Annotated in this window: 19 protein-coding genes and 1 pseudogene; 10 read left to right on the top strand and 10 right to left on the bottom strand. The window is 54.8% G+C overall.

Annotated elements, in window-relative coordinates; translation table 11 throughout:
• Nucleotides 1-104: 104 nt before the first annotated feature.
• Complete coding sequence (locus ACR3FF_RS21820; RefSeq protein ID WP_458190257.1) at nucleotides 105-590, bottom strand: universal stress protein; 486 nt, start codon at nucleotides 588-590, stop codon at nucleotides 105-107.
• Between the two features lie 414 nt (nucleotides 591-1,004).
• On the opposite strand from ACR3FF_RS21820, the gene ACR3FF_RS21815 reads away from it, so the two are divergent.
• Both ACR3FF_RS21815 and ACR3FF_RS21810 read left to right on the top strand, forming a co-directional pair.
• Nucleotides 1,005-1,250 (top strand): SWIM zinc finger family protein, encoded by a 246-nt coding sequence (locus ACR3FF_RS21815; RefSeq protein WP_458190256.1) that lies wholly within the window; start codon nucleotides 1,005-1,007, stop codon nucleotides 1,248-1,250.
• 43 nt (nucleotides 1,251-1,293) lie between these two features.
• Nucleotides 1,294-1,587, top strand: a pseudogene (locus tag ACR3FF_RS21810) (DUF7961 domain-containing protein); the annotation flags it as partial.
• 149 nt (nucleotides 1,588-1,736) lie between these two features.
• Here ACR3FF_RS21810 and ACR3FF_RS21805 read toward each other — a convergent pair.
• Both ACR3FF_RS21805 and ACR3FF_RS21800 read right to left on the bottom strand, forming a co-directional pair.
• The gene (locus ACR3FF_RS21805) at nucleotides 1,737-2,120 is read right to left on the bottom strand and encodes a DoxX family protein (protein WP_458190254.1); all 384 of its coding nucleotides are present in this window, start codon (nucleotides 2,118-2,120) and stop codon (nucleotides 1,737-1,739) included.
• Nucleotides 2,121-2,199: 79 nt separating this feature from the next.
• Complete coding sequence (locus ACR3FF_RS21800; RefSeq protein WP_458190253.1) at nucleotides 2,200-3,246, bottom strand: WD40/YVTN/BNR-like repeat-containing protein; 1,047 nt, start codon at nucleotides 3,244-3,246, stop codon at nucleotides 2,200-2,202.
• 126 nt (nucleotides 3,247-3,372) lie between these two features.
• On the opposite strand from ACR3FF_RS21800, the gene ACR3FF_RS21795 reads away from it, so the two are divergent.
• Nucleotides 3,373-4,377 (top strand): TatD family hydrolase, encoded by a 1,005-nt coding sequence (locus ACR3FF_RS21795; protein ID WP_458190252.1) that lies wholly within the window; start codon nucleotides 3,373-3,375, stop codon nucleotides 4,375-4,377.
• 12 nt (nucleotides 4,378-4,389) lie between these two features.
• Here ACR3FF_RS21795 and ACR3FF_RS21790 read toward each other — a convergent pair whose 3' ends face one another.
• Complete coding sequence (locus tag ACR3FF_RS21790; protein ID WP_458190250.1) at nucleotides 4,390-5,277, bottom strand: fumarylacetoacetate hydrolase family protein; 888 nt, start codon at nucleotides 5,275-5,277, stop codon at nucleotides 4,390-4,392.
• A gap of 78 nt (nucleotides 5,278-5,355) precedes the next feature.
• Nucleotides 5,356-6,711: an amidohydrolase family protein gene (locus tag ACR3FF_RS21785; RefSeq protein ID WP_458190249.1), complete on the bottom strand. Its 1,356-nt coding sequence runs from the start codon at nucleotides 6,709-6,711 to the stop codon at nucleotides 5,356-5,358.
• An 86-nt stretch (nucleotides 6,712-6,797) separates the two neighbouring features.
• Here ACR3FF_RS21785 and ACR3FF_RS21780 point away from each other — a divergent pair, with 86 nt between their 5' ends.
• Nucleotides 6,798-7,442, top strand: coding sequence for a TetR/AcrR family transcriptional regulator (locus ACR3FF_RS21780; protein WP_458190248.1), 645 nt, complete (start codon nucleotides 6,798-6,800; stop codon nucleotides 7,440-7,442).
• Between the two features lie 200 nt (nucleotides 7,443-7,642).
• On the opposite strand, the gene ACR3FF_RS21775 is transcribed toward ACR3FF_RS21780, so the two are convergent.
• Entirely contained in the window at nucleotides 7,643-7,906 is a 264-nt protein-coding gene (locus ACR3FF_RS21775) for a hypothetical protein (protein WP_458190246.1), read from the bottom strand.
• On the opposite strand from ACR3FF_RS21775, the gene ACR3FF_RS27465 reads away from it, so the two are divergent.
• A complete protein-coding gene (locus tag ACR3FF_RS27465) occupies nucleotides 7,890-8,141 on the top strand; it encodes a DUF8159 domain-containing protein (protein WP_472850165.1) in 252 nt (83 codons plus the stop codon). The genes ACR3FF_RS21775 and ACR3FF_RS27465 overlap by 17 nt on opposite strands.
• A 373-nt stretch (nucleotides 8,142-8,514) precedes the next feature.
• On the opposite strand, the gene ACR3FF_RS21765 is transcribed toward ACR3FF_RS27465, so the two are convergent.
• Entirely contained in the window at nucleotides 8,515-9,528 is a 1,014-nt protein-coding gene (locus ACR3FF_RS21765; RefSeq protein WP_458190242.1) for an alcohol dehydrogenase catalytic domain-containing protein, read from the bottom strand.
• A 49-nt stretch (nucleotides 9,529-9,577) separates the two neighbouring features.
• Between ACR3FF_RS21765 and ACR3FF_RS21760 the strand changes: the two genes are divergently transcribed.
• From ACR3FF_RS21760 to ACR3FF_RS21740, 5 genes are all read left to right on the top strand, one after another.
• A complete protein-coding gene (locus tag ACR3FF_RS21760; protein ID WP_458190240.1) occupies nucleotides 9,578-9,931 on the top strand; it encodes an SWIM zinc finger family protein in 354 nt (117 codons plus the stop codon).
• 109 nt (nucleotides 9,932-10,040) lie between these two features.
• On the top strand, nucleotides 10,041-10,415 hold the full coding sequence (locus ACR3FF_RS21755) for a DeoR family transcriptional regulator (protein ID WP_458190239.1): 375 nt from the start codon (nucleotides 10,041-10,043) through the stop codon (nucleotides 10,413-10,415).
• Nucleotides 10,415-10,879 (top strand): type II toxin-antitoxin system VapC family toxin, encoded by a 465-nt coding sequence (locus ACR3FF_RS21750; protein ID WP_458190238.1) that lies wholly within the window; start codon nucleotides 10,415-10,417, stop codon nucleotides 10,877-10,879. Before ACR3FF_RS21755 ends, ACR3FF_RS21750 begins: the two co-directional genes overlap by 1 nt.
• 61 nt (nucleotides 10,880-10,940) lie before the next feature.
• The gene (locus ACR3FF_RS21745) at nucleotides 10,941-11,171 is read left to right on the top strand and encodes an SWIM zinc finger family protein (RefSeq protein WP_458190237.1); all 231 of its coding nucleotides are present in this window, start codon (nucleotides 10,941-10,943) and stop codon (nucleotides 11,169-11,171) included.
• 36 nt (nucleotides 11,172-11,207) lie between these two features.
• Nucleotides 11,208-11,765: a SprT-like domain-containing protein gene (locus tag ACR3FF_RS21740; RefSeq protein ID WP_458190235.1), complete on the top strand. Its 558-nt coding sequence runs from the start codon at nucleotides 11,208-11,210 to the stop codon at nucleotides 11,763-11,765.
• A 197-nt stretch (nucleotides 11,766-11,962) separates the two neighbouring features.
• Here ACR3FF_RS21740 and ACR3FF_RS21735 read toward each other — a convergent pair whose 3' ends face one another.
• The 3 genes from ACR3FF_RS21735 to ACR3FF_RS21725 all read right to left on the bottom strand — a co-directional run bounded on the left by ACR3FF_RS21735 (nucleotide 11,963) and on the right by ACR3FF_RS21725 (nucleotide 13,243).
• Nucleotides 11,963-12,283 (bottom strand): hypothetical protein, encoded by a 321-nt coding sequence (locus ACR3FF_RS21735; protein WP_458190233.1) that lies wholly within the window; start codon nucleotides 12,281-12,283, stop codon nucleotides 11,963-11,965.
• Entirely contained in the window at nucleotides 12,283-12,663 is a 381-nt protein-coding gene (locus ACR3FF_RS21730) for a MarR family transcriptional regulator (RefSeq protein ID WP_458190232.1), read from the bottom strand. The genes ACR3FF_RS21735 and ACR3FF_RS21730 overlap by 1 nt, the downstream gene beginning before the upstream one ends.
• Nucleotides 12,664-12,985: 322 nt before the next feature.
• Nucleotides 12,986-13,243: a geranylgeranylglyceryl/heptaprenylglyceryl phosphate synthase gene (locus ACR3FF_RS21725; RefSeq protein ID WP_458190231.1), complete on the bottom strand. Its 258-nt coding sequence runs from the start codon at nucleotides 13,241-13,243 to the stop codon at nucleotides 12,986-12,988.
• Nucleotides 13,244-14,330: the final 1,087 nt, after the last annotated feature.

The raw sequence follows: 14,330 nt of genomic DNA, 5'->3' as shown, positions 1-14,330 counted from the left end.
GTCTCCACGACATTGAAGAAGGACTCTACCGAAGGATCATCTTGCAGGGTCGCTGAACTCATTCCACATCAGCGTTCACCCTGCTCTTTGGTGTGCTAATCGTTCTATGACACCCTCAAGACAATCAAATCGATATCGTGCTCAGGTGCATACGTAAGGATCTCATCGCGGGGAATTCCCCGACGAACAGCTGTTGTGGCTTCGATATTACTCTCTTTTGCCCGCGCAGCAACCGCTTCTATTACGTGGTGGCCGTTTTGCTCAAGCTTCTCAATAAGGTTGTCCAGACCCGCGAATCTGTCTCCATCACTAGCAACAGACGGTGGTTCGACAACGTAGAGAACATGCAGTGTAGCATCGTACGTTTCTGCAATGTTTAAAGGCCGTCTCAATAGCTGGCATAACTGCCTCACTACCATCAGTTGGAATGAATATTCGGTTGAACACGTGAACCCCTCCAAGCTAATATCGATTTGAGTCACGATATATGCTCGGTCGCAAAGAAACAGAAACCCGATCCATGCGCCCATATATATCTGATATCTATCTATTCTGGGCCTCATCACGTTGGCCGCGTCCACCCCCGTCACGACAGCACTGGTGATTGATCGGTTGCTCGAGGCGCCAATACGTATTGATAGCTCTGGGGGTGAGTTTGAAGGTCTACTGCATCTTCTCCAGTGATCGGACGGTATCTGACATGATCCACGCCGTCTCATTATCCGGTTCTTCGATACAGATCGCAAAAAAAGAATCACGACCCTCATCAACAGTAATTCGGTACCCACTGGATGCTAATTCTAAACCTTCGTCAAAAGGTGATTCAACTGTCGTCACACTCGCCATCAGAGCCAGCAATAAATAACAACCGCGTTTTGAAACAAATGCTACCCAAGGATTCTTTTCATGTCTAATATTTAATTTGAAAAATATGCTAGATAACAACCCCCGAACTCATCGACGTCACCAATGAGAGCCACGAAAATCCCGCAGCCCACCAATAGATGGTCTCCATCGACGACGTGACCGACGAACTGATGGCCTGCACCTGCCCGCACCACGTCCACCGCAACGCCTTCTGTAAACACATGGCCGCCGTCGAAAACGCAACCGACGACGGGACGCTTGAGGCATTCTCATCGGAGGACGACGATAACGATACCGAACCCGAGGACTGCGACTGTGACGGCCTCAACGGGTTCCCGTGCTGGCCGTGCGTGAGAGCGGGACGGAAGGAATTGCCGAACTAACCACCACTTAGTTCTTTTATCCATGGCACGCCAATTGACGTTCAATCTTGGCGAACTCGCATTCGGACAGTTTTGCCGCGAATACCTTCCTGTCGAGATGTGGGAGTGGGAGAATGAAGAAGCCATCCGGGGCTGTAATCCCGAGAGCTTCTCCGGGCACGACTTCGAGGTGTTTGGCTACAAAATCGACGTCAAAACGTCACGGGACATCTCCGCATTCCGTCCGGCGAATATCCTCGAAAATGACCCCGACGACGATATCATCGTTATGGTCTGGCATCGAGATAACGAAGACGCACTCATTTTGCTTGGCTGGGAGCGAACTGAGACCCTCAAATGTTGATCAACGTTCTGGGACGACTATTCTTCATCTTGGGCGAACTTCTCTCGGACGGCGAAACCTCAGTCGAACCCCGTCTTGGACTCAGTCATACGCAGATTCATACAGACACGAGCAACCGCTGGGGTGGTATGTCGAGTAGTACATTAGTCGTCTTCCCGTGCCGCCGCGTCCAGGAGGATAATGCTGCACCCGAGCAGCGCGCAGTTCTTCAGGAAGTTGATCTTGTTTCCCTGCCGCTCCTTGCCATCCATCGTCCAGAAATTGTGGATAACGGGCGTCGTCCCGAGGAAGAATACAATGAGGGCACCGGCGGAGGCTCGCGGGTACTTCCAGAGGACGATTCCTATATTAGCCACGAAGAGCATCCCTGTGACCAATGGGACGAGGAGTTCTGGAACGGGGACGCCGCTTTCCTTTGCGATTTCAACTCGTTTCTCGTTGTTCTTGAAACCATCAACCGCCATATACGCCAGAATCCCGCTGAACAGGAATCTCCCCAGCGCAGACGGTGGTTCGTTTGATGTCATTGGATCGGTGGTGTGTGTTTAGAGGATAGTGTGTTCGCGATCTGTTCTACTGACTGCTCCGTTTGGTCATACCTTCCGATCATAGGACTTTGATACGGCTCACGTTCGACGACAGATGACCGACGCTGTGGTAAGTGCCGTCGCCATCTCGACGCATGATGCTCCCCTCAACATCGTCACGCGTGTCGGGCACGTCGAACAGTCCCGACCCGCAGATGACATCACCCTCATAGACATCCCACGTTTCGATGACCTCGTGGGGTTCTCCTGGGTAGGATACGCGCTCGAAATCGCGACCGAAGTTCGTCGACTCGAAGAGGGCTGCCTCGTGTTCGTCGTTGACCCACGCTGGCGGGGCTTCCTCACCTCCGCAAAAGAACACGGTGCCGTCGTGGATGAAGACCCGTCGGATGTACGAGAAATCGTTTCCGCGGTCGAGACGCGTCCACGAGTCGCCAGCATCGACTGTTCGGTAGAGTCCTCCTTCGCCGACCGCGTGGCCGAGCCCTAGATTCTCTAGGTTATGGTCGAGGTAGCCGGTTACCGCGAGCCACACGTCCTCAGAGATGGGGAGAATCTGATGGATGTCGTCGACGATGGTGTTCCGGCGGTCGATCCACGTTTGTCCACCGTCGTTGCTAAGATGGATGCCACCGGCCTCGACGCCAGCGATTAGACGCTCCGGGCGTCCTGGAACGGACTCAAGCGCACGCAAACGTGCGTAGTGCGGGTCGATGGGGGACTCCCAGTGGCCTCGGGAGGGAAGGTCACGAAATCCCTTCTGCTCAGACCACGTTTCGCCGTCGTCGACCGACCGGTAGAGGTAGGGGTCGTTTGTCCCGGCATACAGCGCGCCGTCCGCCGTTCCGAGGATCGACCAGACCTCGCTCTGGCCGGCGTGCCAGAACCGGTCGCCGAGTGGCACGCCCAAATCCGTCCAGGTTTCCCCCTCGTCCGTGGAACGGAATGCCCCTTCGGAGGATGCCACGAAGACGCCTCGATGGTGGTCGAACGTCTTTACGGCGGTTACGACACCGCAGTCTAAGACCCGCTCTGCGTCTTCCTTCTCGAACGGGATTTCGGCTACGCGAAACAATCCGTCGTCCGTCCCGATCAGCAGCGTCATATGGGGTGTGAAAACGTAGCACATAATAAAGTTTTACCAAGCTGTAAAACGCTAAGTGGCAGGCCCTTCAAGGGGAATGAGAGACAGCGGTGCCCGTAACCAAGTGAGCAATAGTCACCAGATGTCATGAACTCGACACCACCGACGAAGCGACCGACCGACGCAGCGTACTTGAACGATGAACCACACTCCTTCCCGACCGAGCTGCTCAACCTCCCGTGGATCGACGGCCATAACCACGCCCACACGCTCTCGTGGAACGACCGCGAGCGATACGCTCTCTCCGGCTGTGAGGGGATGGTCATGGTCTCCTCGGGGTATCACTGGACGCCGTACAAACCGGTGCGGGCCGAGGACGTTCGATACCTCTGGGACGACGCGATCAACCGACGAGCGGCCATCGAGCGTAGTCACTTCTTCGAAGCACGGCTCGGACTCGGTATCCACACCGGCGTCCGTATCGAAAATCCCGACGAGCTACTCGACGCAATGGCCGACTACTGCGAACTGGACGAGGTCGTCGCGGTCGGTGAAACCGGGGTGACGCCGTCACAGCACGTTGCGGCGTGGGACGTGGACGAACAGCGCGCCATCGTACAAGGCCAGATGGAACTCGCGGCCGCGCGTGATCTTCCGGTCATCCTTCACACCCCGAACACGTCGGCGAGCGACGGCCGTAGCTACCGCCCCGAGCTAGGGACGCCGGGATACGAGAAGAACACGGCGCTCGGCCAGTCACCGGTACTCGAAGGAGAGAATCCGGCCTTAGAGTCCGTAAAACTCGACGTCCAGGCGGCACGCGACGCCGGGCTAAACGAGACGCAGGTCGTTGCCTCCCATGCCGACGAAAACAACACGGAGTACTTGATGGAGGAAACGAACTGCTATCTCAGCTATACTATCGGTCACTCGTGGCTGATTGGCATCGATGCCGAGACTGTCGCGGACGCGATCGACGAGTACGGACCGGAGCGGATCATGATCGACACCGATTGTGCGAACGTCCTCCGGACCGATCCCGACGCTATCAAGCGAGCAATCTTCGAACTGTACCGCTACGGTATCGACCCCGAGTCGATTCGGCAGGTCGTCCTCGATAATCCCCGAGAGGTGTATGGATTCTCCGAGTAGGGATTTTCTCGCCTACTCGAACGCACAGTCGTTCGTCAGCTCTCCGAGTTCCTCGATGCCGATGGTGACGCTGTCACCGTCGTCCAGCAGCACGGGTGGCTCTCGATAGACACCGACGCCGGGTGGCGTGCCGGTGAATAGCAGGTCGCCCGGTTTGAGCGTGAATGCCTGGCTACAGAACGAGACGAGTTCGTCGACGCCGAAGATGAGGTTCGATGTCGAAGAGTCCTGTAGCCGCTCGCCGTCGACCTCTGCCCAGATGTCGAGGTCGTGCGGGTCCGATACCTCGTCGGCTGTGACCAATTCTGGGCCGATTGGAGCAAAGGAATCGAGGCTCTTCCCCCGAACCCACTGGCCGTCACCGTGCTGGAGGTCGCGGGCCGAGACGTCGTTTCCGACGAGGTAGCCCGCGACGTGGTCGAGTGCCTCGTCCGCTTCGACGCGTCGTGCCTCACTTCCGATGACGACGACCAACTCGGCCTCGTAATCGACTTTCTCGGTGAGGTCGGGATTCCACGTGATGGTGCTGTCCGGTCCCGTGACGCTTGTGGGGAATTTAGAGAAGAGGACCGGCGTCTCAGAAATTTCGTTACCACCTTCTTCGGCGTGATCTCGGTAATTCAACCCCACGCAAACGACTTTCTCGGGGTTCGTAATCGGCGCATGTCGATCGACTCGCTCCGCGTCGTACCGACCGCTGCCGGTCTCTTGAGAGAACTCGACGGCGAGTTCCGCCTTCTTCTGCCACTCCCAACTGGCTAGCAGTTCGGTGCTTGAGTCGGGGAGGTCGACACCGGCCCCGGCCCCTGCCTCAGGGAGGTTGATCACTGTCTCGTCATCGAGTCGTATACCTGTCCACGGTGCTTCTGTGCTGTCCACGCTGTATTGTCCGATTCGCATATCTGTATTGTGTCTGTGGTTGGTCTAAACTGTGGTTGGTCCAAAGATAGTCACGACGGAACGGGGGTGGCCGTCGCGTTACAGGTCGATTCCGGCCTCCTCCACGAGGTGGTAACCGGACTCGACGAACCGGTCGAACTCCTCGTTCACCTTCGGATTGCGTAGCTCGCCGTTGGCCTTGACGACCTCTCCGTCAACGAGGACCGTGTCGATGTGCGACGGATCAGCCTGGAACACGACGGTCTGAACGGGCGAGTGAGAGGGGGCGGTCATGAAATCACTGGCGTCGACCATGATGATGTCCGCCCGCTTCCCGGTAGTGAGCGTCCCGATTTCGTCCTCCATATTCAGGGCCCGAGCTCCCTCGATGGTCGCCATCTCGAGGGTGTCGCGGGCGGTGAGATTCACGCTCATCACCTCTTCTCCGTCCTCGAGGAGCGGCTGGTTGTCGAACATCCGCTGGACTTGGAGGCCGATTCGCATCTGGCTCCCCATGTCACCGCTGATGTTGGAACAGACGTCGACGCCCCATGTCGGGCGGCCACCCGCTTCGAGCACTTTCCCGGTGACGGGGATGCCGTGGCCCATCTGCATCTCCACCTCCGGTGTCGACGAAAAGGACGCGCCTGCGTCGACCGCGTGCTGGATGTCCTCCTGCGTGAAGTGGTTACCGTGGGCGATGTTGACATCCGGTCCGAGCATGTCGTGGATGGCGCCGAAGCCCTGGTAGTCGTCGTTGTACATCGAGGAGGTCCACTGGTCAGCGCCCATGTGGATCGTCGCGAGAGCCTCCAGCTCTCGCGCCAGTCCCATGTCGCTGCGGGAGATCTCATCGGTACAGAAGTCGGGTCCCCGGAGCCCGAGCGCCAGACTGAGCATGTTGTCGTCGCGGATCTTCTCGTCGTAGAGCTCGCGGATGTTCTGCTCGGGGAGGCCGACGTCGCTCTCGTACCACCACTTCGCCGCGTCGTCACCGGGTGGACCGTAGGTGTACACCGCACGCAGTCCAGCATCCTTGAGCGCGTCGACGGCCCGTTCGCCGTGTTCGAGCGTGTTGGGGTAAGACCAGTCCAGGGCCGTGGTCGTTCCCGTATGGAGCTTCTCCAGCGCGCCGAAGAGGCCGCCGAGGTACATGTCTTCGGGCCGGTAGAGCCCGGTGATATTGCCGAGCATGTGCTCGAAGTATTCACCCATGAGCGACCAGTCCCCGGCGATGCCCCTGACCTGGGTCTGTGCGATATGAATGTGCGAGTCGACGAAGCCCGGCAGGACGATGTGATTCGATGCGTCGATTACGTCAGCGTTCGACGCAGTGAGGCCATGGCCGATTTCGACGATTTCCCCGTCTTCAACGAGGATGTCTGCTTCGTCCAATTCCCCTATCTCTGGGTCCAGAGAAACGACCGTTCCGTTCTGTATGATTGTTTGTGTCATACACAGGTATACGGTCTTACCAAGAGGTAAAAAATTTTCTGACTGGTAAAAGAAGTGGTATGGGAGTATGGAGGCAATTAGATTATATGTGTCTCCGACAGAGCAATGATATGAGCGAATCCGACGAGAAAGTCGCCTCCAAAGACACTCGAGAAGTAATCATGGAGGCAACGTTCCGTGCGTTGAGTAAGTACGGATACAAAGATCTCAGGATGCGTGACATCGGTGAAGAGATGGAATTGACCCGGCAGGTGATTCACTATCACTTCGATGGGAAGTACGATCTGATGTCCTCCTTTTTAGACTATATCATTGAGCAGTACGAGGGGAGCGTCGAAGTCAAAGCGGATGCTGATCCGCGGACGGAACTCGATGCACGTATCGACCAATGTCTGTTCGGACCAGAATTCGACGAATTCACCCATTGGGATCGCATGAAAGTATACCACGAACTGTTTGCGCACGCCCAAAACGACGATCAGCACAGAGAAGCCCTCGACAAGCACTACGATCAGATCCGGGGAAGCATCATCGAAGTCATCGAGGAAGGGATTGAAACAGGTACATTCCGTGATGTCGACGCCAATCTCATGGGTCAACTCGTCACGGACGTGATTCACGTCGGTCGCGAACGGCGAATTTCCCTTGGACACGATGATGCCCCTGCAGAAACACGCAGAGCCATCGATGAGTACATTCTCGATACCCTGTACGTTAACGATGTACGTTGATGACTGATTCCTGACAAGTAATCCTGCTAATACGCCTGTTCGATATTTCCGGATTCACGTCGTGTACCTATAGAGCAATTCACCTGAGTCGATAAAGATAATAAATCAGTCAATTCAATCTTCAACAATTTCAATCGTGCATCAACCGACATATCCCATTAAGGGGTTCATACGCGCCACTGAGATCTTCTGCTCGTCAGTTACCCTTGCTCCTTCGTGTCGGATTTTCCAAAAACACCTGCCGCTTCCATCTCATCGAGTTCCGCTTCCGAGTAACCCAACTCCTGAGCATCAGCGGAGGCGATCGGCACCACGATGACACCACAGCAAATCACGACGGTGGTGGCGACCACGACCGCGGATACAACAACGATGTAAGCAACGACGACTCGGACCCAGCAAGCTCGCGAGTCGGATGTCACGGCTAGGGCGGTCAAGACAACACTCATCTCGGAGGGAATCACATTCTACTCGGTGACCGAACGCGATGACGTACTCTATGTTGTTTGTGAAACCGAGGACACCGACGAATACCAACTAGCAAGCGAAATGGGGTCGGTTACGGGGGCGTATGCAGGCGTCGTCGGCTCGACGGACAATCATCCTGACCGCCTCGTTGCGATCGTCGTCTCGCCTGCATCATATCGATGGCGAGGCCAAGCAGTAACTCTCCCAGTTCGGCTACTCCCTCGTGCGTGATTCTGAGAAAGCCCGACATGAATCCCAAGTAATCGATGAGGTACTGGTTGTCTTTCTTTTCGATGACTATCACGCGATCGATACCATCCACGATAGCCATCGGGTCTGAATGGTTGTGGACAAGCGTGACCGCTCGCTCCGGATCATACGCCGGCGTTTGTCTTTCTCCTTCGATATGTTCCATGATGTTCCCTGTGGAAATTCCCAGTATACCGGCAGGTACCTGCAAGAACATAATAAACAATTCCCCGAAAAATGCAGACGATTGCTCGTTATCCGAGAGACAATTGTTCTTGGTTATTTCACCTCTAGACGTGACCCCAGTGCTCTCGTGAGGTAATAAACCATTGAACAGGATAGCTGCTGGAAACGACTAGGGTGTGACGACGAGCTTTCCGACGCTTTCACGATCCTGCATCGCCGCGAACGCTGCGTCAGTCTTTTCAAGTGGGTATGTTTTGTCAACCTCCGGCGTGAGCGCACCATCGGCGACAAGTCCAACCAGTGTCTCCAAATCGCCCTGCGTCCCCATTGTACTCCCGATGACGCGTTTATGACCGAGGAAAAGATCAGGGATATCGATCTCGGACTTACTACCAGCTGTTCGCCCACAAACCGCCATCCGACCACCGCGCCGCAAGACGTCCAACCCAAGCTGAGTATACGCGCCACCGAGGTGATTGAGTACCCCATCAACCGAGCCGATATCGGTGACTGCATCCCGAATCTCGTCCGGTTCGGTGCTCTCGATAGCGTAGTCAAGGCCGAGCGATTCGAGATGGCTGAGTTTCTCTTGGGAGGAAGACGTCCCAATACTGTGAGCACCATGGATCGCCGCGAGTTGCACACCGGCAACACCTACGCCGCCGGTTGCACCTGGGATGAACACGAGGTCAGTCGGTCCGTTTTCTACTCGGCGAAGCATGTGGTACGCGGTCATGTAGGCCGTTGGGAGAGCAGCCGCTTCGACCATCCCCACGTCGTCAGGAAGCGGGACGAGGCGGTCGACTTGAACCCGAGCGGTTTCGGCAAGGCCACCGTGGTAGAGAGAGAAATTCTCGCAAAGATTTTCTGGGCCCTCCCGACAATACCGACATACCCCGCAGGTTTCGTTCGGGCAGAGTACCACACGATCACCCGGCTTGACCTCAGTGACATCCTCGCCGATGTCTTGGACAGTTCCAGCGAGATCAAGACCACTAATGAACGGCAGATCGTCCGTGTCCACCATCGCGGAGTCCCCTTCGAGAATCCAGAGGTCGTGACGGTTGATCGAACACGCCTCAACTGCAACCACAGCCTCGCCTCTATCGGGTTCAGGTGTTGGTTGATCGATAATCGAGACACCATCCAGTCCGGTCAAATCAGTGAATGCTGCGACACGCATCAACTAGCGGTTGGTTCCTATGTTATTAGTTGTAGAGGAGAGGGCGACGGTGGCTAATTCCACTGCAGTCGAAGCCCGTGAAGCTGCCGAGACGGCACAGAAACGCGTACACTGGGAACAATTTGCCTTCGACGTCGATGCCCCCGGACTCGTTGAAGTCACCAACGAGAGCCATGAGAATCCCGCTAATCATCAATACACCGTCTCCATCGACGGGGTAACTGAAGAACTGATGGCCTGCACGAGTCCGCATCACGTTCACCGGAACGCATTCTGCAAACACATGGCCGCCGTCGAAACCGCAACCGACGACGGAACGCTCGATGCGTTCCCATCGGAGGACGACGAAGCCGATACTGAATCCGAAGGCTACGACTGTGATGGCCTCGATGGCTTTCCGTGATGGCCATGCGTGAGGACGGGGCGAAAAGAACTGCCGAACTAACCACCGCTTCAACTACCATTTGCGTATTCCAATACGGTTAAGGCAATAGGAGCACTATCAACCGAATATGAGCGACCAATCACGCACAGACTCCGGCCACTATGCCGAAACAATCACGCTTGAGCGCGTGCTCCGTGTCTTCGATCAAATCGAGGGGCCGACAATCACTTCGCGCGACGTTGCCGACGTTCTTGACTGTTCAACGGAGGCTGCCCGACAAAAACTCGGTCAGTTACATGAACAAGGACGTATCCATCGACGCAAATCAGGACGGACCGTCCTATGGTGGCAGGCGGATGACGCTCAAGCAGCAACCGAATTCGATCCCGATGATCCACTATTTGCGGAGCCACCAACATTTGCGAGTGAGGAACCGACAGATGCCGCAAACGTCGACGAATATCTCTATGGTCCAATCGAAGCGAATTCTGACGACGAATAATGCCGACAAATACATCTACCGCTGACAGTGCTCGTTCTCTCTTTGTTGATACCGGCGCACTCTTTGCCGTCTTCAATCCAAATGATAAACGACATGATGTTGCTCGCGTCGTCATGCAGAAGATTCGAACTGGTGAAGCTCCGTACCGGCCACTCTATATTAGTAGCTTCGCAGTCGGCGAACTTGCAACCCTAATGCTTCGGAAACTAGGCCACGCCGCAGCTGTTGAGGGAATTCAACGCATTCGTGACTCGCCAAATTTGACAATTCTCTATCCTGGTCCAGCAGCGTTCGCTAACACGTGTGCAGAATTTGGTCGGTATGATGATCAGCAAATTTCCTTTGTTGATCATCTGACTGGTGTGCTGGCGGATGAGCGTGATGTTACCCATGTATTTGCCTTCGACAGCGATTTTCGAACCCTCGGACTCACGGTTGTCCCTGAGGATGTTGGTATTCTATGATGACACTTGATTACTCACCTGTCTGGTCGCGGTTGTTCATCGAGATCGGCGGGATTCCTAGTTGACCGAAGAACTGATGGCCTGCACGAGTCCGCACCACGTCTACCGCAACGCCTTCTGCAAACACATGGCCGCCGTCGAAAACGCAACCGACGACGGGACGCTCGACGCATTCCCGTCCGAGGACGACAACGAAGACGATACCGAACCTGAAGACTGCGACTGTGACGGTCTCGGTGACTTCCCGTGCTGGCCGGGCGTGAGAGCGGGGCGCAAAGAACTGCCGAACTGACCACCGCTTTAGCCCTTTTTATCCATGACACGACAAGTGACGGTCTCAGAGATCACCGACCAGCGAACGCTGACGGAAAGCGCGAAAGCTGCGACCGACGATACCCCTGAGACACCGACGGCCCTGCTCAACCGAGCACAGCAACACGCAACGAACGTCGCCGCCGAGCACTACCCAGAGCTGCCGGTCGAAACGATCGATTGTGAGATTTCACATCGAGCGCAACGACAGGCAGGCGTCACGAAGTACGACCCTGCAACAGAGACAATCGCGATTGCACTAACCTGGACAGCCTACGAGCACCACGGCTGGGAGCAATTCAGTGCGACCGTGCGCCACGAACTCATTCACGCCTGGCAGTACCACGAGTTCGGCGAGGCAGATCACGGCGCAACGTTCACCCGGTGGACAGACTGCCTCGACACTTCGAAACACTGCGAACGCTTCACTGCACCCAACTGGTGGCTTGTCTGTGAGGACTGCGGCGGTCGGATTGCTCGGTATCGACGCTCGAAAACCGTCCGCAACCCGGAGCAGTACAGCTGTAGCACGTGCGGTGGGTCGATTCACGTCGAGAGGAACAACGACCACTGACCGCACTCGCTTTAAGTAGTTCTCGCGACAGGCAGTAGATATGAGGAAGATTCTCGCGGCCTCATTGCGTTCTGCGTGAGCCATTTCTATCGCTTCTGTTCGAGTTATAGTTGTAGAGCAATCATTTGTTAGTAGCTCATACTAACAAATGATGCCCGCTCCGGCGACGAGTGCCACTCAGCAAAGGACCGTGACTATTACGCGAAAACGTACTGTGTCATCGTTTCGACCGCGGTGTCCACAAACTCCTCATTAAGTCGGGCAACTGCACGGTCAATATCGATGTCCATGAGCGAAACGACGGCCCACGGGGAGACAAACGATTCTCGATTCAATGTCCCCGTCTCAAATGTGTTCGCCAGCGAGAGCCCTTCAGGATACTCTTTCGTCGTAATCCCAAGCGCGATGTACTGTTGCCCGGCAAACGGATGGTCCTGACCGCTGATAATTAAATACGGCCGTCGCGGTGTATTTCCAAACGGGTCAGAAGCAACGACCACGGCACCACGGTCATACATCACTCCTCCTCCGTCGAAGCGCTCTCTTGTTCCTGCTCGTCAAGATCCGGAAGATCATCGTCCCAGTCCGGATTCTCGTCGTAATAGTCGCCCTCGAACTGCATCGCAACCGTCTCTAATCCGATGAGGCTCGCCGTGTGAGCATCGTACGCTTCCGGGTTGATTGCCCAGTACTCACCCTTATGCCGGACGAGTCCTCGTGTTTCAAGTCGACTCAGTGTGGTTCCAACACTTCCACGGGGGATATTGAGTTCCTTGGCTAATTCACCAGCACGGTATCCCAAGTCTGGATTGTCGGCAAGGAACTCGAGGATGTACCGTCCGTTTGTGTTTTCATTCGGTAGCTCTGTTGGGTGGTAGCTCTCGAAGTCGACGGGCATACGTAACAGTATGTAATAGAGAGTAATAAGGGTAGTGTCGCAGACAATGTCGCCTGCATACTCTGCTCTCGGTGATTCTTCTCCTATCTACAAACTCTCTCACCCAGTGGACAGTCGGCCGGCAGAAACAGGGTGCCCACCATAACCTCAGCCATCCCGTTTTTCAAGTGAAGTTCAACATCACAGACAATCGACTTTTGCTAGCATGACAGTCCACTCCTGGTAAACCACACCATATTTCCGGAGTAAACCAGCTGTCCACTACCGGGAGACACTCTCTCTTTCCACAATCACTCTCGCTCTCATAGACAGTCCCATTGACTCACATCAGATACCCAGTAAGAGCATCATGATGAAACTTAGTCGGGTGGTAGGTTGGTTCGACAAAGACGGGAATCTCGACGGAGACGAGTGCATCGAGAATTGACTGAACACTGGACTCTGTGACGTTCGTGGTACCACCGAGAATGAGTGCATCTGTTCCTGTGTCGGCAATGCCAGCGTAGGAATCTCCATTGGGAAGTGCTTTGTCTGGGTCGACCTTCGTGACGTGCTCCCACTGCGCCCACGCAGTCGCCATAGCTCACCATAGTGCCATCACACGCAAACCGCTTTCCCTCCGTCTACATCGAAGCTCACACTCATGTTTTGAGCATGGATACATTGCCGAATTTCATATAGTGTGATACCGTATAGCACTATGAGGATGTCAGTACAAGAGTCCGGTCACGAAGAGTGGGAGGAATCACCCGTACGGTCAAAGTCATCGAGGTTCGTCGAATTGATGCTGACTGGTCAGACTATAAAAATGATTGCATGGATTACGATCGGAATTGTATTTATCAGTATATCTACCATACAATTAGTAACCGTCTATCGTGTGCCCATTGAGTTGCTCGCTTTGCTGTTTCTCGGTCAAGGAATATGTGCTATAAGTGTCCGATATCTACTGCAAATTGACTATCCTGCGAAGCACCATGCCGTCTATAACTCGATGGAATAAGGAAGAAACAAAATCGTAGATGGTAGCGTCCTCAAGACATAGCTCCTCATCGTATGAAATTTGGCAGTGAAAAGCGTTCTTCAGCGGTAGTAACGGATTTAGTGCTTCTCGGACATGGCAAGTTGCCGGGTTCACTTCTGATTTTAGGCGACTGTAAATTTGACCGACTTACTCATGAAGAGTGAATTGGTTGGGGTTCAGTTGTCTCACTGCTCCATGTTGCACTAAGGAGATGTGAGGATACCCGATCTCGAGTGACGGATTTCTGGTGGGATATGCTAGTTGCTACCAACAACGCGGCAATTCCGACGACCAATCGGCGTCAATCTCCTCGACATTTCTGACAGACATTCTCCTCAAGATAAATTGCGAGTACTGATCTGCCACAGCTGGCACACTCGTCCATGAGTTCAATGTCTGCATTTTCGGCGTGCTGGTCTTTCATATCGCATCAGTCCCCTGCTCCGGTTTCTTCGGCGAGGGTGAGATACTGTTCAAGACGCGGTGTTTCATGATAGTATACAGTCTCACCGTGCTTGTCATACTCGGTACTTCCCAACCGATGTGAGAACTGAAGCTAAAGCGTTAGTCTAATTAGGAAGATGTCTGGTTGAGTGAATGTGTTCAATATCCCTCAGCCAGACGGTGCTCTTTCGGACTCGGA

Source organism: Haladaptatus ordinarius, assembly GCF_054177595.1.
This window is presented reverse-complemented; position numbering and strand designations above follow the sequence as displayed.

Coding starts and splice junctions, on each gene's coding strand:
- ACR3FF_RS21815 (WP_458190256.1), top strand. CDS start 1,005: ATGGTCTCCATCGACGACGTGACCGACGAACTGATGGCCTGCACCTGC.
- ACR3FF_RS21805 (WP_458190254.1), bottom strand. CDS start 2,120: ATGACATCAAACGAACCACCGTCTGCGCTGGGGAGATTCCTGTTCAGC.
- ACR3FF_RS21800 (WP_458190253.1), bottom strand. CDS start 3,246: ATGACGCTGCTGATCGGGACGGACGACGGATTGTTTCGCGTAGCCGAA.
- ACR3FF_RS21795 (WP_458190252.1), top strand. CDS start 3,373: ATGAACTCGACACCACCGACGAAGCGACCGACCGACGCAGCGTACTTG.
- ACR3FF_RS21790 (WP_458190250.1), bottom strand. CDS start 5,277: ATGCGAATCGGACAATACAGCGTGGACAGCACAGAAGCACCGTGGACA.
- ACR3FF_RS21785 (WP_458190249.1), bottom strand. CDS start 6,711: ATGACACAAACAATCATACAGAACGGAACGGTCGTTTCTCTGGACCCA.
- ACR3FF_RS21780 (WP_458190248.1), top strand. CDS start 6,798: ATGTGTCTCCGACAGAGCAATGATATGAGCGAATCCGACGAGAAAGTC.
- ACR3FF_RS21765 (WP_458190242.1), bottom strand. CDS start 9,528: ATGCGTGTCGCAGCATTCACTGATTTGACCGGACTGGATGGTGTCTCG.
- ACR3FF_RS21755 (WP_458190239.1), top strand. CDS start 10,041: ATGAGCGACCAATCACGCACAGACTCCGGCCACTATGCCGAAACAATC.
- ACR3FF_RS21750 (WP_458190238.1), top strand. CDS start 10,415: ATGCCGACAAATACATCTACCGCTGACAGTGCTCGTTCTCTCTTTGTT.
- ACR3FF_RS21735 (WP_458190233.1), bottom strand. CDS start 12,283: ATGTATGACCGTGGTGCCGTGGTCGTTGCTTCTGACCCGTTTGGAAAT.
- ACR3FF_RS21730 (WP_458190232.1), bottom strand. CDS start 12,663: ATGCCCGTCGACTTCGAGAGCTACCACCCAACAGAGCTACCGAATGAA.
- ACR3FF_RS21725 (WP_458190231.1), bottom strand. CDS start 13,243: ATGGCGACTGCGTGGGCGCAGTGGGAGCACGTCACGAAGGTCGACCCA.